Annotated in this window: 23 protein-coding genes; 9 read left to right on the top strand and 14 right to left on the bottom strand. The window is 71.5% G+C overall.

Features of this window, described 5'->3' with window-relative positions; genetic code table 11:
• Positions 1-96 precede the first annotated feature (96 nt).
• Together AC1DZA_RS16825 and AC1DZA_RS16820 are read left to right on the top strand one after the other, a co-directional pair.
• Positions 97-921 (top strand): ABC transporter permease, encoded by an 825-nt coding sequence (locus tag AC1DZA_RS16825; RefSeq protein WP_476773604.1) that lies wholly within the window; start codon positions 97-99, stop codon positions 919-921.
• Positions 922-1,102: 181 nt separating this feature from the next.
• A complete protein-coding gene (locus AC1DZA_RS16820) occupies positions 1,103-2,803 on the top strand; it encodes a phytoene desaturase family protein (RefSeq protein WP_476773603.1) in 1,701 nt (566 codons plus the stop codon).
• A 50-nt stretch (positions 2,804-2,853) separates the two neighbouring features.
• Here AC1DZA_RS16820 and AC1DZA_RS16815 read toward each other — a convergent pair whose 3' ends face one another.
• The gene (locus AC1DZA_RS16815) at positions 2,854-3,282 is read right to left on the bottom strand and encodes a hypothetical protein (protein ID WP_476762460.1); all 429 of its coding nucleotides are present in this window, start codon (positions 3,280-3,282) and stop codon (positions 2,854-2,856) included.
• Positions 3,283-3,348: 66 nt separating this feature from the next.
• Between AC1DZA_RS16815 and AC1DZA_RS16810 the strand changes: the two genes are divergently transcribed.
• Positions 3,349-3,861, top strand: a complete 513-nt coding sequence (locus tag AC1DZA_RS16810; protein ID WP_476762461.1) for an SRPBCC domain-containing protein — start codon at positions 3,349-3,351, stop codon at positions 3,859-3,861.
• 127 nt (positions 3,862-3,988) lie between these two features.
• On the top strand, positions 3,989-5,098 hold the full coding sequence (locus AC1DZA_RS16805; protein ID WP_476773602.1) for an AI-2E family transporter: 1,110 nt from the start codon (positions 3,989-3,991) through the stop codon (positions 5,096-5,098).
• A gap of 1 nt (position 5,099) precedes the next feature.
• Here AC1DZA_RS16805 and AC1DZA_RS16800 read toward each other — a convergent pair whose 3' ends face one another.
• Together AC1DZA_RS16800 and AC1DZA_RS16795 are read right to left on the bottom strand one after the other, a co-directional pair.
• Complete coding sequence (locus AC1DZA_RS16800) at positions 5,100-5,654, bottom strand: acyl-CoA thioesterase (protein WP_476773601.1); 555 nt, start codon at positions 5,652-5,654, stop codon at positions 5,100-5,102.
• Between the two features lie 105 nt (positions 5,655-5,759).
• Complete coding sequence (locus AC1DZA_RS16795) at positions 5,760-6,893, bottom strand: bifunctional 2-methylcitrate synthase/citrate synthase (protein ID WP_476773600.1); 1,134 nt, start codon at positions 6,891-6,893, stop codon at positions 5,760-5,762.
• Between the two features lie 299 nt (positions 6,894-7,192).
• Between AC1DZA_RS16795 and AC1DZA_RS16790 the strand changes: the two genes are divergently transcribed.
• On the top strand, positions 7,193-7,996 hold the full coding sequence (locus tag AC1DZA_RS16790; protein WP_476773599.1) for a hypothetical protein: 804 nt from the start codon (positions 7,193-7,195) through the stop codon (positions 7,994-7,996).
• A gap of 110 nt (positions 7,997-8,106) precedes the next feature.
• Here AC1DZA_RS16790 and prpB read toward each other — a convergent pair whose 3' ends face one another.
• The 4 genes from prpB to AC1DZA_RS16770 all read right to left on the bottom strand — a co-directional run bounded on the left by prpB (position 8,107) and on the right by AC1DZA_RS16770 (position 12,799).
• Positions 8,107-9,006, bottom strand: a complete 900-nt coding sequence (prpB, locus tag AC1DZA_RS16785; RefSeq protein WP_476762466.1) for a methylisocitrate lyase — start codon at positions 9,004-9,006, stop codon at positions 8,107-8,109.
• A 186-nt stretch (positions 9,007-9,192) separates the two neighbouring features.
• Positions 9,193-10,035 (bottom strand): oxidoreductase, encoded by an 843-nt coding sequence (locus tag AC1DZA_RS16780; protein ID WP_476773598.1) that lies wholly within the window; start codon positions 10,033-10,035, stop codon positions 9,193-9,195.
• 2 nt (positions 10,036-10,037) lie between these two features.
• Positions 10,038-11,576, bottom strand: a complete 1,539-nt coding sequence (locus AC1DZA_RS16775) for an MmgE/PrpD family protein (RefSeq protein WP_476773597.1) — start codon at positions 11,574-11,576, stop codon at positions 10,038-10,040.
• Between the two features lie 128 nt (positions 11,577-11,704).
• Positions 11,705-12,799, bottom strand: coding sequence for an enoyl-CoA hydratase/isomerase family protein (locus AC1DZA_RS16770; RefSeq protein WP_476773596.1), 1,095 nt, complete (start codon positions 12,797-12,799; stop codon positions 11,705-11,707).
• A gap of 57 nt (positions 12,800-12,856) precedes the next feature.
• Between AC1DZA_RS16770 and AC1DZA_RS16765 the strand changes: the two genes are divergently transcribed.
• Complete coding sequence (locus AC1DZA_RS16765; protein ID WP_476773595.1) at positions 12,857-13,243, top strand: VOC family protein; 387 nt, start codon at positions 12,857-12,859, stop codon at positions 13,241-13,243.
• Between the two features lie 65 nt (positions 13,244-13,308).
• Positions 13,309-13,947 (top strand): LysE family translocator, encoded by a 639-nt coding sequence (locus AC1DZA_RS16760; protein WP_476762808.1) that lies wholly within the window; start codon positions 13,309-13,311, stop codon positions 13,945-13,947.
• Between the two features lie 111 nt (positions 13,948-14,058).
• On the opposite strand, the gene AC1DZA_RS16755 is transcribed toward AC1DZA_RS16760, so the two are convergent.
• The 5 genes from AC1DZA_RS16755 to AC1DZA_RS16735 all read right to left on the bottom strand — a co-directional run bounded on the left by AC1DZA_RS16755 (position 14,059) and on the right by AC1DZA_RS16735 (position 19,769).
• Complete coding sequence (locus AC1DZA_RS16755) at positions 14,059-15,594, bottom strand: sodium:solute symporter family protein (RefSeq protein ID WP_476773594.1); 1,536 nt, start codon at positions 15,592-15,594, stop codon at positions 14,059-14,061.
• Positions 15,595-15,645: 51 nt separating this feature from the next.
• Positions 15,646-17,379, bottom strand: coding sequence for a thiamine pyrophosphate-binding protein (locus AC1DZA_RS16750; protein ID WP_476773593.1), 1,734 nt, complete (start codon positions 17,377-17,379; stop codon positions 15,646-15,648).
• Between the two features lie 4 nt (positions 17,380-17,383).
• Positions 17,384-18,391, bottom strand: a complete 1,008-nt coding sequence (gene speB, locus AC1DZA_RS16745; protein WP_476773592.1) for an agmatinase — start codon at positions 18,389-18,391, stop codon at positions 17,384-17,386.
• Between the two features lie 188 nt (positions 18,392-18,579).
• Entirely contained in the window at positions 18,580-19,158 is a 579-nt protein-coding gene (locus AC1DZA_RS16740; protein ID WP_309975318.1) for a helix-turn-helix domain-containing protein, read from the bottom strand.
• Positions 19,159-19,232: 74 nt separating this feature from the next.
• Complete coding sequence (locus AC1DZA_RS16735; protein ID WP_309975320.1) at positions 19,233-19,769, bottom strand: YbhB/YbcL family Raf kinase inhibitor-like protein; 537 nt, start codon at positions 19,767-19,769, stop codon at positions 19,233-19,235.
• Positions 19,770-19,917: 148 nt separating this feature from the next.
• On the opposite strand from AC1DZA_RS16735, the gene trhO reads away from it, so the two are divergent.
• Positions 19,918-20,877, top strand: a complete 960-nt coding sequence (trhO, locus tag AC1DZA_RS16730; protein ID WP_476773591.1) for an oxygen-dependent tRNA uridine(34) hydroxylase TrhO — start codon at positions 19,918-19,920, stop codon at positions 20,875-20,877.
• 94 nt (positions 20,878-20,971) lie between these two features.
• On the opposite strand, the gene AC1DZA_RS16725 is transcribed toward trhO, so the two are convergent.
• The gene (locus AC1DZA_RS16725; protein ID WP_476773590.1) at positions 20,972-21,853 is read right to left on the bottom strand and encodes a carbon-nitrogen hydrolase family protein; all 882 of its coding nucleotides are present in this window, start codon (positions 21,851-21,853) and stop codon (positions 20,972-20,974) included.
• Between the two features lie 2 nt (positions 21,854-21,855).
• Complete coding sequence (locus AC1DZA_RS16720; protein ID WP_476773589.1) at positions 21,856-23,463, bottom strand: APC family permease; 1,608 nt, start codon at positions 23,461-23,463, stop codon at positions 21,856-21,858.
• Positions 23,464-23,625: 162 nt separating this feature from the next.
• Here AC1DZA_RS16720 and AC1DZA_RS16715 point away from each other — a divergent pair, with 162 nt between their 5' ends.
• On the top strand, positions 23,626-24,240 hold the full coding sequence (locus AC1DZA_RS16715) for a TetR/AcrR family transcriptional regulator (protein WP_476762691.1): 615 nt from the start codon (positions 23,626-23,628) through the stop codon (positions 24,238-24,240).
• Positions 24,241-24,410 lie beyond the last annotated feature (170 nt).

Raw genomic sequence — 24,410 nt, 5'->3', positions numbered from 1 at the left:
CGTTGCGACATCCGGAACCCCCGGCGCAGCCGGCACGTCGCGCAGATGTTCCTGCTTTTCGGCGCGCACTCAACTCAGATCCGAAAGGAACCGCTCATGAACACCATCAGCCCCGCCGCATCCACCGTCGCCACCGAGAACGGCCGCCCCGCGGCATCCGCTCGCCCGACCGGCTTCGTGCACGACACCGCCACGGTGTTCGCGCGCGAATCGCGGCCACTCGTGCGCGACCCCTTCAGCGTGATCTTCTCGCTCGTGCAGCCGCTCGTGTTCCTCGGGCTGTTCGGGCCGCTGCTCATCGGCGCGTCGGGCGGTGACGTCGCCGGCACGCTGCAGTGGTTCGTGCCGGGCATCCTCGTCATGGTCGCGCTGTTCGGCACGGCGTCGACCGGTGCGAACCTGTTGTTCGAGATGCAGACAGGCTCGCACGAGCGCACCCTGGTCGCGCCGCTGTCGCGGAGCGCCCTGCTCGTCGGCCGGGCCCTCAAGGAGGTCGTGCCGCTCGTGATCCAGGGCACCATCGTGGTGCTCGTCGCGGTGCCGTTCGGCTTCTCGCTCGACGTGCCGGGCCTCGTCGCGGGCCTCGTCGTGCTCGCCGTCTTCGGCGTCGGCTTCGGCGCCCTCAGCTACCGGCTCGCCCTCGCCTGCCGCAACCGCGACTGGATGTTCTGGATGGTGCACCAGACGCTGCTCTTCCCGCTGATGATCCTGTCGGGCATGCTGCTGCCGCTCGACGACGGCCCAGACTGGATGAAGGTCGCCGCCGCGGTCAACCCGCTCAGCTACCTCGTCGCCGGCGAGCGGGCGCTCCTCGCCGGCGACTTCGGCGCCCCGGCCGTGCTCGGCGCAGTGATCGCCGCGGTCGCAACCTGCGCGGTCGGCCTCGGACTCGGCGTGCGGGCGATGCGCCGGGCCGCCTGACCCGGGCGCGCGCTGGGGCCGCGCCCGGGGCAGCCGCGCCGGGCACCCGCGTCGAGTTGCACGAGTGGGCGATGTTGGCTGGTTCTCCGCGAAGGTGCCGCCAACATCGCCCACTCGATCGGCCGAAGGGCGAGCGGATGCCGCATCCGCTCGCCTTCGCGCCATCACGTACGCTCGTGGGATGCCCCACGACGTCGTGATCCTCGGCGGCGGACACAACGGCCTCACCGCCGCCGCCTACCTCGCCCGCGCCGGACGCTCCGTGCTGCTCCTCGAGCGCGACGACCACCTCGGCGGCGCCGCCGTGTCGGCGCAGGCGTTCGACGGGGTCGACGCACGGCTCTCCCGCTACTCCTACCTCGTGAGCCTGCTGCCGCAGCGCATCATCGACGACCTCGGCCTCGACGTCCGGCTCGTGCGGCGCCGCTACTCCTCGTACACGCCCGATCCGGCCGAGCCGTCGCGCGGCCTGCTCGTCGACCGCGAGGCGACGCCCGAGGCATCCGCTGCCGCGTTCGCCCGAGTCGGCGCCGCAGCCGATGGCGACGCGTGGAACGCCTTCTACGGCCAGACCGGCCGGATCGCCGAACGCCTCTTCCCGACGCTCACCGAGCCGCTGCTCACCCGCGCCGAGGCCCGCGAACTGGTCGGCGACGACCACGCCTGGCAGGCCCTGATCGAGCAGCCCCTCGGCCGCGCCATCGACGAGCGGTTCTCGAGCGATCTCGTGCGCGGCGTCGTCGCGACCGACGGCCTCATCGGCACGTTCACCGACCTCGACGACCCGTCGCTCGACGCCAACCGGTGCTTCCTGTACCACGTCATCGGCGGCGGCACGGGTGACTGGGACGTGCCGATCGGCGGCATGGGCACGGTCACGGGCGAGCTGGCCCGGGCAGCCCGTGCGGCCGGCGCGGAGCTCGTGACCGGCGCCGAGGTGCTCGCGGTCGAGCCCGACGGCCGGGTCCGCTACTCGCTCGACGGCGCCGAGCACGTCGTCGAGGCCGAGGTGCTCCTCGCCAACGTCGCGCCCGTCGTGCTCGATCGCCTGCTCGCTGCGGGGGCGACGGATGCCGCGGCGCGCCGCTCGGAGGCCGCCGCCGCCGACGCAGCGCGCGCCGCCACGATCGCCCCCCGCGACCAGCCGGCGTTCCGCCCGAACGACCCGCTGCCGGTGCCGCCCGTCGTGCGGGAGCGGCTGCGCCGCCTCGCCGAGCCCGAGGGCGCGCAGGTCAAGGTCAACCTCCTGCTGACCCGGCTGCCCCGCCTCCGTGACCCCGAGGTCGCGCCCGAGGCCGCGTTCGCGGGCACGTTCCACATCAACGAGCTCGAGTCGCAGCTCGACTCGGCCTTCGCCACGGCGTCGCGCGGCGGCATCCCCTCGCCCCTCCCCTGCGAGGTCTACTGCCACACGCTGAGCGACCCCTCGATCCTGTCACCCGAGCTCGCGGCGTCGGGCGCCCACACCCTCACCGTGTTCGGCCTGCACGTGCCGCATCGGCTGCTCGAGCGGTTCTCCAACGACGAGCTGCGCGATCGCCTGCAGGCCGCCGTGCTCGCCTCGCTCGACTCGGTGCTCGCCGAGCCGATCGCCGACGTGATCGCGACGGATGCCGCCGGCCGCCCCTGCATCGAGACGAAGACCACCCTCGACCTCGAGGAGGCGCTCCGCATGCCCGGCGGCAACATCTTCCACGGACCGCTGTCGTGGCCGTGGGCCGAGGACGGCGCGCCGCTCACCACGCCGGCCGAGCGATGGGGCGTGGCGACGGGGCATCCGCGCATCCTGCTCTGCGGCTCGGGCGCCGTGCGCGGCGGCGCCGTCAGCGGCATCGGCGGACACAACGCCGCCATGGCCGTGCTCGAGGCCGAGACGGACTGACCCGCCGGCGCAGAGCGCAGGCGGGTCAGGGAAGTCGGCCGGAGGGGCGATCAGAAGATGAACATCTGCCCCATGACGAGGATCGCGATGACGAACAGTGCGATGATGCCGCCGACGATCGCGACCGAGCGGCCCGAGAGCCGGGCGATGGCGTAGCCCACCAGGAACGGCAGCGCCACGAGGAAGATCGTGACGACCCACCAGAACGCGATGTAGCCGCCCGGTGACATCTCGTCGAGGCGGCCGGCGAAGAGCTGCTGGGTGCTGGGATGCGTCGCGAACGCGAACGAGGCCGACAGCGGCACGGCGATCAGCGCGAAGACGAAGACACCGGCGAGGAAGCCCCAGAGGCCCGACTTGCCCTCGGTGATGTTCAGGCCCTCCTCATGCTGCGCGGTCGTCGTCGCCTGACGCGTGCTCGACGACTGCCCGCCCGACGGATGATTCGGCTTGCGCTTGGCGCCCCCACTTGATCCCATGGCGCAACTCTAGTGGTTTGCCGCACGCCGGGTTTAGCCTGAGATCCACGACGAGCAGGGGGCGCCATGACCGCGAAACCGACCGGCCACTACACGTTGAAGCCCGACGGGCTCTACCTCCAGTTCGACCGCCTCTTCCACGCTCCCATCGAGGAGGTCTGGTACGCCCTCACCAATCCCAACGCCATGCGTGCGTGGATCGGCACCTACACCGGGCGGCCCGAGACCGGCGGCGTCCGCTTCCAGATGACCTTCGAGGGCGACGGCGCCGAGTGGCAGAACGTGAGCATCCTCGAGTGCGCCCCGCCGCACCGCTTCCTCGCCGACTCGGGGCCCGCCCCGACCGGCATCCGCGTCTTCGCGCACCTCCGCGAGGCCGCCGGCATGACGACGCTCACCTTCGGCCAGCGGCTTCCCAACACCGCGGATGCCGCGACGATGGGCCCCGGCTGGGACTACTACCTCGACCGGCTCATGGCCGCCAAGGCCGGCCGGCCCCTGCCCGACTGGGAGACGTACTACCCGGCGTTCGCCGATCACTACAAGGGGCTGCACGTCCCGGCCGAGACGCACGGCTGAGCGCGGCCTCGCGCGGACGAGGGCGAGCCGACGGCGATCGGATGCCGCGACGACGGCCTGCGGATGCCGCGACGGCGCTCGTGCGCGCTTCGGCGGCCCGCGGCATCCGCGCCCCTAGACTGACGCCGTGAAGAGCATCGAGCGGCGCGCCCGCGACCAGAGCACGGGCCCCACCGGCCGGGAGCGCGCCGCGAACATGATGGCGAATCGCCCGCTGGTCTGGGCGTTCATCGCCACGATCGGGGTGCTGCTCGGGCTCGCCCTCGCGTGGACGCTGCTGAACCTCTCGGGCGTGCTCTTCTCGGTGTTCGCGGCGACCTTCATCACGCTCGGGCTCGACCCGCTCGTGCGGTGGTTCCAGCGACACGGGATGAAGCGCGGCGGCGCGATTCTGACCGTGATCATCCTCTTCATCCTCGTGATCGCCGGCATGCTGTGGATCGTGGTGCCGCTCGTCGTCGGCCAGGCCGCCACCTTCATCGACCAGATCCCGTCGATGCTCGCCGACCTGCGGGCACAGGACTGGTTCAAGGAGGCGTCGTCGGGCTCGGGCGGCGTGCTCGCCTCGGTCTACACCTGGTTCGTCGGGCTGATCAGCGACCCGAAGACCTGGGCGACCGTCGGCGGCGGCGCGCTCAACGTCGGCCTCGCGATCGTGGGCGGCATCTCGACCGGGTTCTTCATCTTCATCCTGACGATCTACTTCACCGCCACGCTCGACTCCTCGAAGACGGCGATCTACACGCTCATCTCGGCGTCGCATCGTGAGCGGGTCGTGGGCTACGCCGAGCGCATCATGCAGAACGTCGGCCGCTACCTCAGCGGCATGGTGATCCTCGCGTTCTTCAACGCCACGTTCAGCCTCATCGTGCTGGTCATCGCGCAGGTGCCGTTCGCCCTCGTCATCGCGGTGGCGGCATTCTTCATCACCCTCATCCCGCTCATCGGCACCGTGCTGACCACGATCGTCATGACCGTGCTCGCGCTGTTCGTGTCGCCGCTCTCGGCCCTCATCGTGCTCGTCGCGATGCTCGTCTACATGCAGGTCGAGGCGTACATCCTCACGCCCAAGGTCATGTCGAAGGCCGTGCAGGTGCCCGGATCGATCGTGCTGATCGCGGCGCTCGCCGGCGGTACGCTCGCCGGCCTGCCCGGCGCGCTCGTCGCGATCCCGGTGGCGGCCGGCATCCTCCTCATCATCAAGGAAGTGGTCGTGCCCGCGAAGGCACGCTCCTAGTTCACCAGAGCGACGGGGCCTTGGCCTTCGTCGCCGGCAGTGCGACATCCGCGCCCCACCGTTCGATCCACTCGGGAATTCCCTGACCCTCGATCGCGCCGAACTCGGCGATGAGCTCGGCCACCGGCACGGTGCCGCCCGTCTTGCGCAGGAAGCGCGCCCGGATGAACCCCTGCGCGTAGACCTCGGCCTCGCCGTCGGGACCCGGACGCACGAAGCGCTGCTCCATGTAGACGGCCTTGTCGTCGTAGCCGACGAGCTTCGACTCGATCGTGAACCGCTGCCAGAGGCTCAGCGACTTGCGGAACGTGATCGTCTCGCTCGCGACGACGGGGTACCAGCCCTTCGCGCGGAACGCCCCCCACACGCCGTTGCGCACGAGCATGTCGAAGCGCGCGACATCCATGATCGAGAAGTACACGCCGTTGTTCATGTGCCGGTTGATGTCGAGGTCGGTCGGCAGCGTGATGAAGTTCGTGCGCGCGACGTCGTAGTGACCGAGGTCGGGCTTCCGACGGGACAGGAACAGCACGTGCAGCAGCGTGCGGAAGAACATGTGCATAGTCCACGACTGTAGGCCGGATCCGCGCACGGAACCTCCACCTTGGCGGGTCGCCACAGCGGGCGGGCGGATGCCGCGAGCTGCCGTTGTGCGATCCGTTCAGCCCTTGGCGGGCACGTGCCGCTCGTCGGGACCGTCGTACACCGACAGCGGGCGGATGAGCGCGTTCGACGCGGCCTGCTCCATGATGTGCGCCGTCCACCCGGTGACCCGGCTGGCGACGAAGAGGGGCGTGAAGGTCGCGGTGTCCCAGCCCATGAGGTGGTAGACGGGCGCCGAGGGGTAGTCGAGGTTCGGCTTGATGTTCTTGCGCTCGCCCATGGCCGTCTCGAGGGCCACGTAGAGGGCGAGGACGTCGGGGCGGTCGTAGTGCTCGACGATGCGCTCGAGCGCGTCGCGCATGGTCGGCACGCGCGAGTCGCCGTTCTTGTAGACGCGGTGGCCGAAGCCCATGATCTTGCGCTTGTTCGCGAGCGCGTCGTCGAGCCAGGCGATGGCGCGCTCTGCGCTGCCCTCGCCCATGCCGATCTCGTCGAACGCGTGCATGACCGCCTCGTTGGCGCCGCCGTGCAAGGGGCCCTTGAGCGCGCCGATGGCGCCGACGACCGCGGAGTAGAGGTCGGCGAGGGTCGACGTGATGACGCGCGCGGTGAAGGTGGAGGCGTTGAACGAGTGCTCGGCGTAGAGGATCATCGACACGTCGAACGCCGTCACCACCGCGAGCTCCGGCGCCTCGCCGAACGCCTGCCAGAGGAAGTTCGCGGAGTACCCGAGGTCGTCGCGCGGCTCGACGAACTCGAGCTCGTGGCGGCGGCGCTGGTCGTAGGTGACGATCGACGGGAGCTTCGCGAAGAGCCGGATCGCCTTGTCGAGGTTGGCCTCGGGCGAGTCGTCGGGCGTCTCGGGATCGCTCGCGCCGATCACGCTGACGGCGGTGCGCACGACGTCCATCGGGTGCGCGGTGAGGGGCAGCTCGTCGATGATGCGCTTGACCTCGTGGTCGAGGCCGCGGTGCGAGCGCTCGCGCTCCTCGAACTCGGCGAGCTGGCGGTCGTCGGGGAGCTCGCCGTACCAGAGCAGGTAGGCGACCTCCTCGAAGGTGCCGGATGCCGCGAGCTCCTGCACCGGGTAGCCGCGGTACAGCAGCGAGTTGGTCTCGGGGTTGACCTTCGAGACCGCCGTGTAGTCGACCGGCACGCCGGCCAGGCCCTTGTAGATCTCTCGCTCTTCCAAGTGCGTCCCCTTCGTCGCGGGTGGGGCCTCAGCCTACCGGTTCCGGGACGGCGCTCTTCGGCGCGGATGCCGCGCACCATCCCTCCACAGCTGCGCCGGCCGCGCACGCCGGCGCTGCGTCGCGCCGACCACCGTCATGGATCGGAACCAAGGGGCACCATCGGTGCGTGCGCCGCCCGACCCCCCTGCCCCCGGCGCTGGCCGCCCGCGGATTCACCACCGCCGATGCGCTCGGTGCCGGCGTGACCGCCGACCGCCTCAGATCCCGAGATCTCGATCGATCGATCAGGGGAATCCGGATGCCCCTGGGGGCACCGCTCGCCGAGCGCTGTCGCGCCGTGCTCCTCGTGTGCCGCGAGGACGCATTCGTCTCCGGCCCCACTGCAGCCGAACTGCACGGCATGCCACTCCCACCACGGGCTCGTGCGGGAGCCCGCGCGGAACTGGACATCGGAACGCCCGGCCCCGGACGTGCGCTGCGCCGTCGTGGCGTTCGCGGTCGAAGCCTCCGCCTCCACGAGGATGACGTCGTCGACCGGGCCGGCGTGCCGGTCACCTCGGTCGCCCGCACCTGGTGCGATCTCGCCGCCAGCCTCTCCGTGCCCGAGTTGGTGGCCGCAGCCGACTGGGCCGTTCGCGCGGGAGTGGCGAGCACCGGCGCCCTCCGTCGGGCGGTCGAGCGGTATCCGGATCACCGCCAGCGCGCCAAGCTCGATGCCGCCCACTCACTGGTCGACCGGGCATCCGAGTCGCCGAAGGAATCGGAGCTTCGCGCGATCGTGGTGCTCGGCGGACTTCCCCGACCAGCGGTGAACCCGGTCGTGTTCGACCGCGGTCGATTCGTCGCGCGGGTCGACCTCCTGTTCCGTGACTTCGGCGAGGTGCTCGAGTACCAGGGCGACCATCACCGCACGGATCTCGTCCAATGGCGACGCGATCGCACCCGGGAGTCCGAGCTGGAGTCGCTCGGCTTCCACGTGATGGAGATCACGAACGCCGACCTCCGAAGGCCGCGCCGACTCGTCGAACGCGTCGCCAAGAACCTCCATCGGCGTGGCTGGGAAGGCCGGCCGTCGTTCTCGCCGTGGTTCCCAACCGATTGAGGACGCGTTCGGGGCATTTGGAAGGGTCCGAAGGCCCCGAACGCGTCCTCAACTGTGCCGGGGCGGGGGGCGGGCGGGGTGGGGCCAGGCGGGCGGGCGGATGCCGCCGGTCAGCGGGCGACGCGGAAGTTGAAGATCGACGTGTCGAACTGGTTGTAGCCCTCGTAGTCGATGAGCTCGTAGAGGTCGGCACGGTGCTGCATCTGCCCGAGCATGCCGTTGAGCGAGCCGGTCTCCTCGAGCTCGTCGAGTCCGCGCACCGCGGCCCCCATCGCGAGGCGCAGCAGCGACACGGGCCAGATCACGAGGTTCATGCCGACGTCCGCCAGCTGCCGCACCGTGAACAGCTCGCTCTTGCCGAACTCGGTCATGTTCGCGAGCAGCGGCACGTCGACGGCGGCGCGGATCGCGGCGAACTCCTCGAGCGACGACATCGCCTCTGGGAAGATCGCGTCGGCGCCAGCGTCGACGAGCTTCTTCGCCCGGTCGACGGCGGCGTCGAGGCCGTCGACGGCACGGATGTCGGTGCGCGCCATGATGAGGAAGTTCTCGTCTCGGCGGGCGTCGACCGCGGCGCGGATGCGCTGCAGCGCCGTGTGCTCGTCGACGACCTGCTTGCCGTCGAGGTGCCCGCAGCGCTTCGGGTTCACCTGGTCCTCGATGTGCAGGCCGGCGAGCCCGGCATCCTCCATCTCCTGGACCGTGCGCGCCACGTTCATCGGCTCGCCGAACCCGGTGTCGGCGTCGACGATCGCGGGCAGATCGGTCATGCGCGCGATCTGCTTCGCCCGGCCTGCCACCTCGGTCAGCGTGGTCAGGCCGATGTCGGGCAGGCCGAGGTCGGCCGAGAGCACCGCGCCCGAGATGTAGACGCCCTCGAAGCCCTTCTGCTCGATCAGCCGCGCCGAGAGCGGGTTGAACGCGCCCGGGAACCGCATGATCTCCCCGCTGGCGAGGCGCTCGCGGAAGAGCCGGCGCTTCTCGTGGGCGGGAGTCTGGGCGTAGAGCATGGTGGGCCTCCTTCGATCCAGCCTAGCTTCGAGCGGATGCCCCAGGGCCGAGCGGATGCCGCAGGCAGGACGGATGCCGCAGGCAGGACGGATGCCGCAGGCAGGGCGGATGCCGCAGGCAGGGGATGCCGCGCTCGGGGCGATCCCGCGCAGCAGGCGCCGCGCGCGGCATCCGCTCGACCGGCGTCAGCGCATGCCGTAGGCCCGCGTGATGACGGCATCGAAGGCGCGGTCGCTGAGGAGCCGACGCGCGAGCAGGATGGCCTTCGCGCTCGTGGGCACCGCGTAGCGGGTGCGGGGCCGACGGGCGGTGACCGCCTTGCCGATCGCCGCCGCGACGACGCGCGGGTCGGCCCCGACGCCGGGGCGGTCGGCCACGCCGTAGATCCTCGCGAGCGCCTGCGCCTGCGCGGAGTACGCGGTGTCGCCCGAGCGGGTCAGCGCGCTCTCCGCGGAGATGCCGCCCCACTCGGTGCGGATCGCGCCGGGCTCGATGACGATGACGTGCACGCCGTGGGGTTCGAGCTCCACGCGCAAGGAGTCGCTGAGGCCCTCGACCGCGAACTTCGTGGCGTGGTACCAGGCGCCGAGCGGCTCGTACATCTTGCCGCCGATCGACGACACGTTCACGATGCGTCCGCTGCGCTGCGCGCGCAGGTGCGGGAGCACGAGCTGGGTGAGGCGCGCGAGGCCGAAGACGTTGACCTCGAACTGGCGGCGCGCCTCCTCGAGCGGCACGTCCTCGAGGGCGCCGTACGACCCGTAGCCCGCGTTGTTCACGAGCACGTCGATGCGGCCCTGCTCGCGCAGCACCTGCTCGACGCCCGACGTCATCGACGCGTCATCCGTCACGTCCATCTCGATGACCTGCACGCCGCGGCCGGCGAGCGCCGCCATGCGGTCGACCCGGCGCGCAGCGCCGTACACGACGAACCCCCGACGGGCGAGCTCGACCGCGGTGGCCTCGCCGATGCCCGACGAGGCGCCGGTGATGAGCGCGACCTGCCCCGCGCCGTCGGCACGCGCCATGGCTAGAACAGCCCCGTGGGGATGTCGACGCCGACGAGCGCGCCCGGCGCCGCGGTGATGGTGAGGCCGCCGAGCTCGTCGGGGCCGAGCTCGGGAAGGTGCTGCGCGAGGTCGAGGAACCGCTCGATCTCGGCCTCCTCGAGCACCCACTCCGCGAGGGTGCGGAACTTCTGCACGTACTGCTCGCGGGCGAAGGGCCGGGCTCCGAGCGGATGCGCGTCGGCGACCGCGATCTCGTCGACGATCTCGTTTCCGTCAGACAGCTTGATGACCACGCGACCACCGAACGCCTTCTCGGCGATGTCGTTGGAGTGGTAGCGGCGCGTCCACTCGGGGTCCTCGACCGTGGAGACCTTCTTCCACAGCGCCACGGTGTCGTCGCGGTGCGCGCGCTCGGGCGAGTACGAGTCGGCGTGGTGCCAGGTGCCGTCCTGCAGCGCGACCGTGAAGATGTAGGGGATCGAGTGGTCGAGCGTCTCGCGGGAGGCGTCGGGGTCGTACTTCTGCGGGTCGTTCGCGCCCGAGCCGATCACGTAGTGCGTGTGGTGCGAGGTGTGCAGGGTGATCGACTCGATGCCGTCGGGGTCGTCGAGGATCAGCGGGTACTCGTCGTGGAGCTTGCGGGCGAGGTCGATCCACGCCTGGGCCTGGTACTCGGCCGAGTGCTCCTTCGTGTAGGAGTCGAGGATGGCGCGCTTGGACTCGCCGTCTTCGGGGATGGTGACCTCGTAGGAGGCATCCGGCCCGTCGAGGAGCCAGGCGATCACGCCGTCTTCGCCCTCGTAGATCGGCACCGGGCTGGTCTCGCCACGCATGGCGCGGTCGACCGCCTCGACGGCCATCTTGCCGGCGAAGGCGGGGGCGTGCGCCTTCCACGTGGAGATCTCGCCCTTGCGGGACTGCCGGGTGGCGGTGGTGGTGTGCAGCGCCTGGCCGATGGCCTGGAAGATCGTCTCCTGGTCGAGCCCGAGCAGGGTGCCGATGCCGGCGGCGGCCGACGGGCCGAGGTGCGCGACGTGGTCGATCTTGTGCTTGTGCAGCGAGATGGCCTTCACGAGGTCGATCTGGATCTCGTAGCCGGTGGCGATGCCGCGCACGATGTCGCGCCCGGTGAGGCCGCGGGCGGCGGCGAGGTGCTGGGCCACGGCCACGATCGGCGGGATGTTGTCGCCCGGGTGCGAGTACTCCGCGGCGAGGAAGGTGTCGTGGAAGTCGAGCTCGCGCACGGCCACGCCGTTGGCCCAGGCGGCCCACTCGGGCGACGTGCGGCGTGCGGCATCCGCGCCGAAGACCGTGGCACCGTCGCCGCCGATCGAGACCGGATGCGCGAGCGCCTGGCTGCGCGCCGAGACGACCGGTTTGCGGGCGAGCGAGGCGGCCGCGACGGCCGCGTTGTCGATCACCCGGTTCACGACCATGTCGACGACGTCGTCGTCGAGCTCGACGGGGTCGGTCGCGACCCCCGCCAGCTGCCAGGCGAGCTGACCCTCGCGGACCAGGTTCTCGTCGCTTCGGTGGGTGCGCAGGTGGTGGGTCTTCACGTGCCCACCGTATCGAATGGGGCCTGTGGATGGCCCGGGGCGCGCGAACTGCGGCGGGGGTTGCCGATCGGGGGGCGGCGTGCGAGGGACGCCCCTCGGGCGGCGGCGGCGCTGGCGCGCGGCGGGCGTCAGGCCGTGAGGCGATCGGGCCAGACGGGTTCGTGCACGCGCGCCTCGATGACCCGGGCCGCGAGGTGCGGATCGACGCCGGCCAGCGTGCCCGGGCTCCACTTCGGCGAACGGTCCTTGTCGATGACCTGGGCGCGGATCCCCTCGCGCAGGTCGTGCTGCTCGATGAACCACGACACCAGGCGGAACTCCTGCTCCAGGGCGTCCTCGAGGCTCGGCAGCGTGCGTGCGCGACGCACCGCCTCGAGGGTGACGGTGAGCGCCGTCGGCGAGAGCGTCTCGAGCTCGTCGGCGGCCGCCGCTGCGTAGGCGGATGCCGCGGGGTTCGCCGCCGTCTGGCGCCCCTCGGCGAACGCCCGCAGCCGCGCGATGATCTCCTGCACCGTCGGCGCGGAGTAGCAGGCGTCGACCCAGTCGCGCGCGAGGGCGAGCGCGGACGGGCCGGGCGTCTCGTCGAACAGCATGACGATCTCGGCCGGGCTGCCGGGGTCGGCGCGCTCGGCGAGGGCCTGGATGAGGTGCGGCAGGCGCTCGGACGGCACGAACGAATCGGCGAAGCCGGCGTGCAGCGCGTCGGCGGCATCCATCGTGCGGGAGTTGAGGGCGAGGTGCACGCCGAGCTCGCCGGGCGCCTTGGCGAGCAGCCACGAGCCACCCACGTCGGGTGTGAAGCCGATGCGCGTCTCGGGCATGGCGACGCGCGATCGCTCGGTCACGATGCGGATGGCCGCATGCCCCGCGAGGCCGATGCCGCCGCCCATGGTGATGCCGTCCATGATCGCCACGACCGGCTTGGGGTAGCGCGCGATCATGGCGTCGAGTCGGTACTCGGCGCGGAAGAACTCGCGAGCCTCCCCCGCGTTGCCGTCGACGGCGTAGCCGTAGAGCTCGCGGATGTCGCCGCCGGCGGAGAAGCCGCGCTCCCCCGCCCCGTCGATCACGACCACGCCGACCTCGCTGTCGTGGCGCCACGACTCGAAGACGTCGGTGAGCTCGCGGATCATCGAGTAGCTCAACGCGTTGAGGGCCTGGGGTCGATCGAGCGTCACATGGCCGAGCCCGTCGACGACGGTCACCGAGATCTGGTCGCTCACGACTGCCACCGTAGCGGCATCCCGACCCGCGGCGTAGCCTCGCGTCGAGGAGGCCTCATGATCGAATCCGCGTTCCCCATCCTCGAGGTGCCCGACGTCGACGCGGCGCTCGCGTTCTACCGCGACGCGCTCGGCGGGGTCGTCACGTACACCTTCACCGTTCCGCCGGAAGGCGGCGAGGTCGTCTACGCGTCGCTGGCGGTGGGCTCGTCGTCGCTCGGCCTCGGGCTGTCCGAGAACCCGCCTCCGCCCGGCAACGTGCTGCTCTGGTTCTACGTCGACGACGTCGACCGGGTGACGGCCCAGCTCGCCGGCGCCGGGGCATCCGTGATGGAGGAACCGACCGACCAGCCGTGGGGCGAGCGCACCTCGCTCATCGCCGATCCCTTCGGCACGCGCATCCGGCTCGGCGCCGCGATCTCGCCGCCGCCCGAGGAGGAGTAGCTCCCGCCCGACGCGCAGCAGGACCCGCCCGAGGCGCAGCCGCACCCGCGGAGTAGCATGCACGGGTGGTCCCCCTCGAGAACCTGTGGGCGTTCGTGCTCACGTCGATCGTGCTGATCGTGATCCCGGGTCCGAGCGTGCTGTTCGTGATCGGGCGGTCGCTCGCGCTCGGCCGCCTCGGCGGCCTGCTCAGCGTGCTCGGCAACGCCATCGGCATGATCCCGCTGGTGGCGGCGGTCGCCCTCGGCGTCGGCGCGCTCGTCGCCCAGTCGGTGGTGCTCTTCACGATCATCAAGTTCGCCGGCGCCCTGTACCTCGTCTACCTCGGCATCCAGGCGATCCGGCACCGAGCGGATGCCGCGGCCGCCGTCAACGGCGAGGTCGCCCCCCGTTCGCACTGGCGCCAGCTCGGCGAGGGCTTCGTCGTGGGCGTCACCAACCCCAAGACCATCGCCTTCTTCGTCGCCGTGCTGCCCCAGTTCGTCGACTTCACCGCCGGATCGATCCCGCTGCAGCTCTTCGAGCTCGGCGTCGTGTTCATCGTGCTCGCGCTGCTCTGCGACTCGGTCTGGGCGCTCGCGGCGAGCGCGGCCCGCGACTGGTTCGCGCGCTCGCCCAAGCGTGCGGCGCACCTCGCCGCGACCGGCGGCGTCATGATGATCGGCCTCGGCGGGGTGCTCGCCCTCACGGGCAACAAGCACTGACGGAGAACACGCACCGCAGCGCGCGCTGAGACATGCGCTCGGACAGGCGGAACGGCGGATGCCTCGCCCCCACGAGGCATCCGCCGTTCCAGTCTCGGTGCCGCCGCCGGCCTACTCGGCGGCGGGCCGCGTCGCGGCGATGGGCTCGCCGGGGCTCGCTGCGGGGACCGCGGCGTCGGGCTCGGCGGCATCCGCCTCGGGCTCGGCGCGGCCGGCGAGCCGGTCGTTCCAGATCTGCAGCACCGACGCCGGCGTGCGCGGGGTCAGCAGGCTGGCGATGATGTACGCCGCGAGGCTGGCGGCGAGGCCGAAGTAGATCGGCTCGTTCGCCATCACGCCGCCGGGCACGACGAACATCGTGCCGAGCGTCACGACCGTGCCGACCCCCATCGACCAGAGCGCGCCGGCCCCGGTCGCACGCTTCCAGACGAAGCCGCCGAGGATGGCGACGAGGAGACCGCCGACCAGGATGTCGTAGGCGACCGTCAGTGCGGCGACCACGTCGTTGAGCATGGCGGCGATGACGATGACCGCGACCCCGAGCACCACGACGTAGAGGCGGTTCGAGCGGATGTCGTGCTCGGGATTCGAGTTCGCCGCGGCATCCGCTGCGCTGCGACCGAAGAGCCGCTTCACGATGGGCATGACGTCGGCGCGGGCGACCGTGGCCGTGGCGATGAGCGCACCCGAGGCGGTCGACATCATCGCGGCGACGGCGGCCGCGAGCACGATGCCACTGAGGCCGATCGGCAGGATCTGCTGGGTGACGGCGGCGTAGACGTCGTCCTTCGCCTCGATGCCCGGCATGAACGAGGCGGCGGCGGTGCCGATGAGCGCGCCGGCCACGCCGTACAGCAGGCAGTAGACGGATGCCGCGGTGCCGCCCCACTTCGCGACCTTCGGCGAGCGCGCCGTGAAGACGCGCTGCCAGATGTCCTGGCCGATGAGCATGCCGAACGTGTAGATGACGAAGAACGTGATGATCGTGTCGACGCCGATCGCTGTGAAGTCGAACGCCGCATCGCCGAGCCGGTCGACGATGCCCTCGTAGCCGCCCGCGTGGATCCAGGCGAAGGGGAGCAGCAGGAAGAAGACGCCGATGGTCTTCAGGACGAACTGCACCATGTCGGTCAGGGTGATCGACCACATGCCGCCGATCGACGAGTACAGCATCACGATCACGCCGCCGATGATCACCGAGAGCGTGCGGTCGGTGTCGAACAGCACGTTGAAGATCGTCGCGTAGGCGATCGTCGAGGTCACGGAGAGCATCAGCGTGTAGGCCATCATGACGAAGCCCGAGGCGCTCGTGGCGTTCACGCCGTAGCGGAGCTTCAGCATCTGGGCGACCGTGTAGACCTTCAGCTTCGCGATGCGGCTCGCGAACAGGATGCTGAGGAGGAAGAGGCCGACGGCGATCGCGACGACGAGCCACATGCCCGAGATGCCGAACTTGTAGCCGAGGCCGACGCCGCCGACGGTCGAGGCGCCGCCGAGCACGACGGCCGCCATGGTGCCCGTGTAGAGCGTCGGGCCGAGGCGCCGGCCGGCGACGAGGAAGTCGCTCGAGTTCTTGGTGCGGGACTTGCCCCACCAGCCGAACAGCAGCATGGCGGCGAGGTAGATGATGATGATCGCGATATCCATCGTTGGATCCTTTGCGTCAGGTCTCGGTCGAGGGTCGGCTGGTGCGTCGGGTTACTGCAGGTGTGTCGGCGCGAACATGCGCAACACGGCGGGCACGACCACGACAGCGGGGCCGGGCTCGCGGAAGGTGCGGGCGATGGTCTCGCCCACGGTCTCGAGGGTCGCCTCATGGGCGGTCACGCCGAACGCCCTGGCGAGCGCGGCGAAGTCGGGGCGGGCGAGCTCGGTGGCCGTGGCCTGGCCGAACTGCTCCGTCATGTACTCGCGGAGGATGCCGTAGCCGCCGTCGTCGACGATGAGCCAGGTCACGTCGGCGTCGTGCTGGCGGGCGGTCGCGAGCTCGGCGATCGAGTACATCGCGCCGCCGTCGCCCGAGACGGCGAGTGTGCGCCGGCCGGAGCCGATCGCCGCGGCGAGCGCTCCGGGGAACGCGAAGCCGAGGCCGCCCGAGCCCTGGGCGGAGTGGAACTCGCCCTGCTCGGGATCCCAGGCCGACCAGGCCCAGTAGCCGGCGATCGTCATGTCCCAGAAGGTGTGGGCGTCGGCGGGCACGGCGGCGCGGAGGTCGGCGAGCAGCGTGCGCTCGGGTGCGAGATCCTGGGCGGCGAGGCGGGCCTCGACGTCGGCGCGGAGGCGTGCCGCGGTCTCGGCGCCGGACGCGCCGCGGCCGGCTGAGGCATCCGGTCGCTCGGCTCTGGGCTCCTCCTCGCGCCGTGCCGGAAGTCGGTCGGCGATGGCCGCCAGGGCGAGGGCCGCATCGGCGTGGATGCCGAGGCCCGGGAAGTTCGAGCCCAGCACGCGGGCCTCGGCGTCGACCTGGATGAGCCGGCCGCGCGGCGCGAACGTGAAGTAGTTGCTCGTGACCTCGCCGATGGCGGTGCCGACGGCGAGGAGCACGTCGGCCTGCTCGAGCAGGTCGGTCGTGTGGCGGTCCTCGATCCAGGATGCCGCCGACAGCGGGTGGTCGAACGGGATCGCGCCCTTGCCGCCGACGGTCGAGACGACGGGGGCGTCCAGGGCCTCGGCGAGCCGCACGAGCGCGGCGCGGCCGCCCTGCGAGCGGCGCACTCCCCCGCCGGCGAGGATGACCGGGCGCTCGGCGCTCGCGAGCAGCGCGGCGGCCTCATCGACGAGCTCGGGTCGCGGCATCCGCTCGGGGATCGACGTGATCGCCGACTGCACCGGCGGCACGTCGGTGGGCTCGAGCAGAACGTCCTCGGGGATCTCGACCCAGGTGGGACCGGCCGGAGCCGCCTGGGCGAGCGACCATGCGTCGGCGAGGGCCGATGGGATGTGCGCGGCCTCACGGACGAGCGCGGTCGACTTGGTGACGTTGCGCGCGCTCTGCTGCTGGTCGTCGAGCTGGTGCAACAGGCCCTTTCGGGCGCCGCCGAGTCCGCGGCGAGGGATCTGGCTCGTGATGACGAGCACCGGGACGCCGGTGGCGTACGCCTCCTGCAGTGCGCCGAGCGCGGTGAGCGCGCCCGGGCCGGTCGAGAGGAACAGCACGCCGACCTCGCCCGTCGCGCGAGCGTAGCCGTCGGCGCCGAACGCCGAGTTGTTCTCGACGCGCGAGCTCACGAACTCGAGCTCGCTGCGGCGGATCGCGTCGAACAGGCCGAGCGCGTGCTGGCCCGGGATGCCGAACACGTGCGTGACGCCGAGCGCGGCCAGCGACTCGACCACGACGTCGCCGCCGTTGCGGACGTGGGCGTCGGGGGTGGCGGTGGGGACGGCCGTGGCCTCGGCCGTGCCCGTCGCCTCGACCGCGCGCGCGTCGATCATCGACTCAGACAACGGATGCCTCGCGCAGGAGCTGCTCGGCCGAGGGCGTGCCGCCCGCGGCATCCGTCGCCTCGTGCCGGATCGCGAGCAGCGAGACCAGGTCGTAGGCCAGGTGCGACGCGGCGACGCCGGTGATCTCGGCGTGGTCGTAGGCCGGGGCGACCTCGACGACGTCGGCGCCGATGAGGTTGAGGCCACGGAACCCGCGGAGGATCTCGAGGAGCTCGCGGCTCGTGATGCCACCCGCCTCGGGAGTTCCGGTGCCGGGTGCGTGCGCGGGGTCCATGACGTCGACGTCGATGGAGATGTAGAGGGGGCGGTCGCTGATGCGATCGCGGAGCTTCGCGACGACCTCGTCGACGCCCTGGCGGTAGACGTCGGCGCTCGTGACGATGCCGAAGCCGAAGCGGCGGTCGTCCTCGAGGTCCTTCTTGCCGTAGAGGGGGCCGCGGGTGCCGACGTGGCTCAGCGCCTCGGTGTCGATGATGCCCTCCTCGAACGCCCGGCGGAACGGCGTGCCGTGCGTGTACTCGGCCCCGAAGTAGGTGTCCCAGGTGTCGAGGTGCGCGTCGAAGTGCAGCAGGGCGACCGGCCCGTGCCGCTCGGCCGCGGCGCGGAGCAGCGGGAGGGCGATGGTGTGGTCACCGCCGAGGGTGACGAGGCGCGTGCCGTTCGCGGTCAGGTCGAGCGCGGCGGCCTGGATGGCGTCGATGGCCTCGCCGATGTCGAACGGGTTCGCGACGATGTCGCCCGCGTCGGCCACCTGGGCGACCTCGAACGGCGACACGTCGAGCGCGGGGTTGTACGGCCGGAGCAGGCGCGAGGCCTCACGGATGTGCGTCGGGCCGAACCGCGCGCCGGGGCGGTAGGAGACCCCGCTGTCGAACGGCACGCCGGCGACGACGATGTCGGCGTGGTCGACCTGGTCGAGGCGGGGCAGCCGCGCGAACCCGGCGGGGCCCGCGTAGCGCGGCGTCTTGGAGCTGTCGATGGGACCGATCGGCTGCGTCATCTCGCAACCTCCTTGTTGCTTGGCTTGTTGCTTCTTGTGAATCTTTTGTTGCTACAGGGGCAACTACGACTGCACACAAAATAGCCTCGATGCGCCCGCGCGTCAAGACCGCATCGAGACGGATGCCGCGGGCAGCCGGCATCCGGCATCGTCGGGCTCGTTCGCGCTCGAGCCGGCAGGGCTCGCGGTCAGGAGCTCCAGAGCGCCGGGACGAGCACCCAGATCACCTCGGCGCCGCCGTCGCCGGCGACCTGCCAGCTGTGCGGCTCGTGACCGTTGAAGGTGATGCTGTCGCCGGGGCCGAGCTCCCAGTCCTGGTCGGAGAATCGCACGACGACCGAGCCCTGCAGCACGTGCAGCACGTCGACGTCGGCGGCGACCGCGTAGAGCTCCTTGCCGCCGTGGCCGCCCGGCTCGATCACCGACCGGATCACCTGCACGCGCGACTCGGAGCGCGGCGAGAGCAGTCGCTCCTCGGTGTCGACGCCGCCGAGGTTGATGCGCGGGCCGGTGCCCGAGGGCACGAACTGCACGTCCGGCGCCTCGAACAGGGAGCCGACCGAGATGGACAGCACCTCGCACAGGGTGATCAACGACGAGACGCTGGGCGAGGTCATGTCGCGCTCGACCCGGGAGAGGAACCCCTTGGTCAGTCCCGTGATGCGCGCGACCTCGTCGATGGTGAGCTGCTGGGCCTGGCGGGCGGCGCGCAGGCGGGAGCCGATGGCGACACGGCGACTGTTCGGCTCCAACGGCATCGGGCGCATGATGCACACACGCTACCCGATGGGTCTCGGGGCGCCCGGCGCGCGGGCTGCGCGTGAGGCGCGTCGGGCCCGGGTCAGTCGCGCGTCGCCGTCCCCGTGAGGATGCCGCGCGCGATCGCGTGGAAGAAGCACCGGGCGCCGAGGATCGCGGGCGAGGCGTCTGCGTCGAGCTCGAGGCCCGGCACATCGAGCGCGTGCACGACGAAGAGGTAGCGGTGCACGCCCGTTCCGCGCGGCGGCGCGGCGCCGATGAACCCGCGCGAGCCCTCCTCGTTGCGCAGCACGAGTGCGCCGTCGGGCAGCGGCGGGCCGCCGGCGCTGCCCGCACCGGCCTCGAGGCTCGTCACCGACGCCGGCAGGTTCGCGAGCGACCAGTGCCACCAGCCCGATCCGCTGGGCGCATCGGGATCGAGGCACGTCACCGCGAAGCTGCGCGTCGCCGCCGGGAACCCCGACCACGACAGCTGCGGCGAGCGGTCGACGCCACCCGCGGCCGAACTCCACTGGGGGCGGCCGAGCGGCCCGCCCTCCTCGAAGTCGGCGCTCGTCACGGTGAACGAGTCCACGGGCCGCAAGCCCTGCAGTGCCTGGTACGGGTCGACGTCGAGCATCGCGATCCTCCTCGGGAGTGGTCGTCTGCGGTCGCCGCCAGCCTATGCGGCGGGCGCGCCGGGGCGACCCCCTTGACGGGCGGGTCGGAGAGTCGGGGGTGCCGGCCGCGCTCGGCCGGCTCGCGGCATCCGACCGTATGATCTCGGGGTGGCCGTCGCCAAGATCCTCCTCTACTACGTCTTCACCCCGCTCGCCGACCCCGACGCCGTGCGCCTCTGGCAGCGCGACCTCGCCGAGTCGCTCGGGCTGCGCGGGCGCATCCTCATCTCGAAGGACGGCCTGAACGGCACGCTCGGCGGCGAGCTGCGCGCCCTCAAGCGTTACGTGCGCAAGACCCGCGACTACCCGGCGTTCAAGCACATCGACTTCAAGTGGAGCGAGGGCACCGGGCTCGACGAGGCGGGCGCGAGCCTCGACTTCCCGAAGCTCGTCGTCAAGGTGCGCGACGAGATCGTCTCGTTCGGGGCGCCCGGCGAGCTCCGCGTCGACGACGCGGGCGTGGTCGGCGGGGGCACCCGGCTGACCCCCGAGGCGCTGCACGAGCTCGTGGCCGAACGCGGCGACGACGTGGTGTTCTTCGACGGACGCAACGCGCTCGAGGCGGCGATCGGGCGCTTCCGCGGGGCCGTCGTGCCCGACGTCGAGACCACCCGCGACTTCGTGGGACTGCTCGACTCGGGCGAGTACGACGAGCTCAAGGGGCGCCCCGTCGTGACCTACTGCACCGGCGGCATCCGCTGCGAGGTGCTGTCGAGCCTGATGGCGAGCCGCGGCTTCGGCGAGGTCTACCAGCTCGAGGGCGGCATCGTGCGCTACGGCGAGCGCTACGGCGACGACGGCCTGTGGGACGGCTCGCTCTACGTCTTCGACGGGCGCGGCTCGGTCGACTTCAGCGACCACGCCGCGGTGATCGGCACCTGCACGGTGTGCGGCGCGGCCACGAACCGCACCGCCAACTGTACGGATGCCGCGTGCCGCACGCAGCTCGTCGTGTGCGCGTCGTGCGACACCGCCGCCTGCCCCGCGCACGCCGGCGCCGCGGCATCCGCCTCGCACGAGGCATCCGCCCCGCACGCGGCATCCGCCCCGCCGTACCCGGGCACCTAGCTGCCGAGATGACGCGAATCGACCTTCCGGCGCTTGGGAAGGTCGATTCGCGTCACCGTGCGCGGGCCGGCGGGCGGGGCCGCCGGGGTGGCGGTCACGCTGGGATGGGATCGACCGCCCAGGCCGGGGGCTGGAAGGTCGCCCCGCCGTACATCGGGTACCGCACGAGCGCGCACTGGTCGGCGAGCTGGGTCCAGGGACGGTTCAGGCCGAACGTGCCGTGCTCCCGCACGAGTCGCACACGTTCGAGGTCGAGCACCCCGAACAGCACCTCCTCGCCCTCGCCGGCCTGCTGCATGATCGTGCCCTCGGGGTCGACGAGCACGCTCGCCCCCACGCCGGCGGGCGAGGCGCCGTTCAGGTTGACGACGAAGACCTGATTCGCGAAGGCGTTCGCACGCGACATCACGACCTCCATCTCGCGATCGCGGGTGGTGGTCAGCGTGGGCTGGATGATCACGTCGGCGCCGAGCCACGCCAGCTGCCGCGCCACCTCGGGGAAGCTGCCGTCGAAGCAGATCGCGAGCCCGACCCGGCCCTTGCCCGGGATGTCGAACGTGACGAAGTCACTGCCCGGCTCCAGCGCCTCGTACGGCCGCCATGGGAAGAGCTTGCGGTAGCGGGCGACGACCTCGCCCTCGGGTGAGATCGCGACGGCGGTGTTGAAGAGCCGGCCCTCGTCGTCTCGCTCGACGAGGGATCCGGGCACGAGCCAGACGCCGAGCTCGCGGGCGAGGTCGCCGAGCCGGTCGGTGACCGGGCCGGGGATGCTCGTCGCGGCCCGCTCGTCGAACTGCGGGTCATCGACGAGCAGCGGGCCGGGCGCCGCGAGCAGCAGCTCGGGCACGACGACCAGGTCGACGTGCGGCCGCATGGCGACCGCGGCGCGCACCTGGCCGGCGAACCGCTGCCACGTGGCGTCGAGGTCGCGCGCGACCGCGGTGGTCTGGATGGCGGCGATGGACAGGGTCCGCACGATCAGCGCTCCTCTCGGGTGGGGTCTGCGGGGCGGGCCGGGTCGGTCTCGGCGGCGATGGGCGCTGCAACGGCGGGCGCGGCATCCGCTGGATCGGCGATCACGAAGTCGTGATCTCGAACCGTGCCGACGGGAATGACGCGTCGGGCGAAGAACTCGGGGAACGCGGGCCGGAGCAGGAGCGTGACGATGATGCCGAGCGCCAGGGCGCCCACGCCGATCCAGAACACGGTGCCCACGCCGAGGACGGACTCCCCCACGTACTCGGGTCGGGCCATGTCGATCGCGCTCACGACGAACGCCACGATCATGAGCAGGGCGCCGAGCGCGGGCAGGACACCGGCGACGATGAAGGGCCCGGGCCCGCGACGCAGGTCGGGAGCGAAGTAGACGATCGCCGCGATCGCGGTGGCGGCGTAGTAGGCGGCGACCATCAAGCCGATCGCGAGGATCGCGAGGCCGATGAAGTCGCTCGAGACGAGCGTCAGCACCACGATCGTGGCGACGCTGAGTCCGGCCCACCAGTAGGTGGCGATATGGGGGGTGCGGTGCACGCGATGCACCCGGCCGACGCTCGCGGGAAGGGCGCGGTACGTGGCCATGCTGAGCCAGGTGCGGGGCGTGCTCACTGCCACCGTGAAGAGCGCCGCGAGCGCGGACAGCCCGATCGCGAGGGTGATCACCCGCCCGAAGACCTCGCCCGTGGCGAGCGGGCCGAGAACCGAGAGCACGTCGTCGATGGCGGCATCCGACGTGATCAGGTCGACCCCGCCGTAGCCGATCGCGGCGACCGAGGCGCCGCAGTAGAGCACGAGCAGGATGACCGTCGAGATGATCACGGCACGACCCGGCGTACGGGAACGCTCCGTCGTCTCCTCGTTGACGGAGATGAGCGCGTCCCAGCCCCAGTAGATGAACAGGCACAGGATGACGCCCGCGACGAGTCCGGCGGGATCGCCGACGGCCAGCGGGTTGAACCAGCTGAGGCTCACCGGCTCGCCGGTCGAGGGCGCGGTGCCGGCGGCTATCGCCGAGAACGCGGCCACGCAGAATCCGCCGATCGCCACGATCTGCAGCGCGATGAGGGCGTACTGGATCCAGGCCGCGAGCTCGATCCCTCGCACGGCGACCGCGGCACTGAGCGCGATGAGGCCGATCGCGATCGCGATCGTCGCGACGGGATCGTCGGTGATGAACCCGAGTCCGACGGCGTCGAGGAGGTACACCGTGGCGACCTCGGCGAGCGCAGCCGTGGCGATGAACGTCGCGACCTGCGGCACCCATCCCCCGAAGAACCATCCCGCGAACGGGCCGAGCGCCCGCGAGATCCAGACGAAGACGCCGCCGCAGTCGGGCATGGCCCGATTCAGGTCGCGGAACGCGAACGCGGTGAAGAGGATCGGCACGAAGCCGAGCAGGAAGGCGGCCGGGGTCTGCACACCGACGGCCCCGACCACGTATCCGAGCGTGACCGCGAGGCTGTACGCCGGGGCGACGGCGGCGAGGCCGAGTGCCACGATGCGGCCGAGGCCGAGCGCGTTGCGTTGGAGGCCCTTGTCGGGTGCGCCCGCCGTGGGCAACGCCGCCGGGGCGAGAGGTGTCGGGCTCATCGAGTCTCCTTCGACTGCGAGCGTTGTCTGAACGATCTTCAGACAACTCAGTTGAATGGCATTCAAACAATCAGGCGGTCGAACGTCAAGTGTTCTCCGTACGTGATTCAGAGAACGGCGTGCGCGGGACGCCTTCGCCGCCGATCGCGGCAGAATGAACGGGTGCCCCGTCCCAACCGCAAGGCCGAGCGTCGCCTCGCCATCCTCGACGCCGCCCGTCACGTGGCCGTACGCGAAGGCGCCGAGGGCACCACGCTGCGTGCCATCGCGACCGCCGCAGACATGGAGCCGTCGGCGGTGCTCTACTACTTCACGGGGCTCAACGAGATCGTGCGCGAGCTCGTCTATGCGGCGAGCGACCGGTTCATCGACACCATCAGCCGGGCGGTCACGGAGGCAAGTACTCCGGCTCAGCGGCTCACGGCCGCCATCGAGGCCGGCAGCACCGGCGGGCTCGAGGGTGACGAGTCGCGCATCCTCTACGAGTTCTGGCCGGCCGGCCTGCGCGACGAGTCGCTCAACGACGCCGACCACGCCCTCGACCGTCGCCAGGTCGAGATCTATGTCGGAATCCTCGACGACGGCGTCGCCGACGGCGTCTTCCATCCGCGCATCCAGGTCACCGAGGTGGCCTGGGCGCTCGTCGCGCTGGAGGACGGCCTCGTGATGGACATCCTCGCGGGCACCAAGACCCACGGCGAGGTCACCGCGCTCATCCGGTCGGTCGCCGCGGCGCTGCTCGACGTGTCGCTGCCCGCGCCAGCACGCGACGCCTGACGCGGGATTCGGGCGCCCCGCGCGGGCGTCTGGCGATCGTCGGCCGTCAGCGTGGTCGGCGCGTCGTCGAGATGACGCGAATCGACCTTCCGGCGCTCGGGAAGGTCGATTCGCGTCACCTCGCGTGGTCGGGCGGGCGGCGCGGCGGGCGGGGGCGCGCGGCGGCGGTC

It is taken from the genome of Agromyces sp. P2_B3 (genome assembly GCF_056404815.1).
Note: the sequence above shows the minus strand (reverse complement) of the source record. Positions and strands in the feature narration are given on the sequence as shown.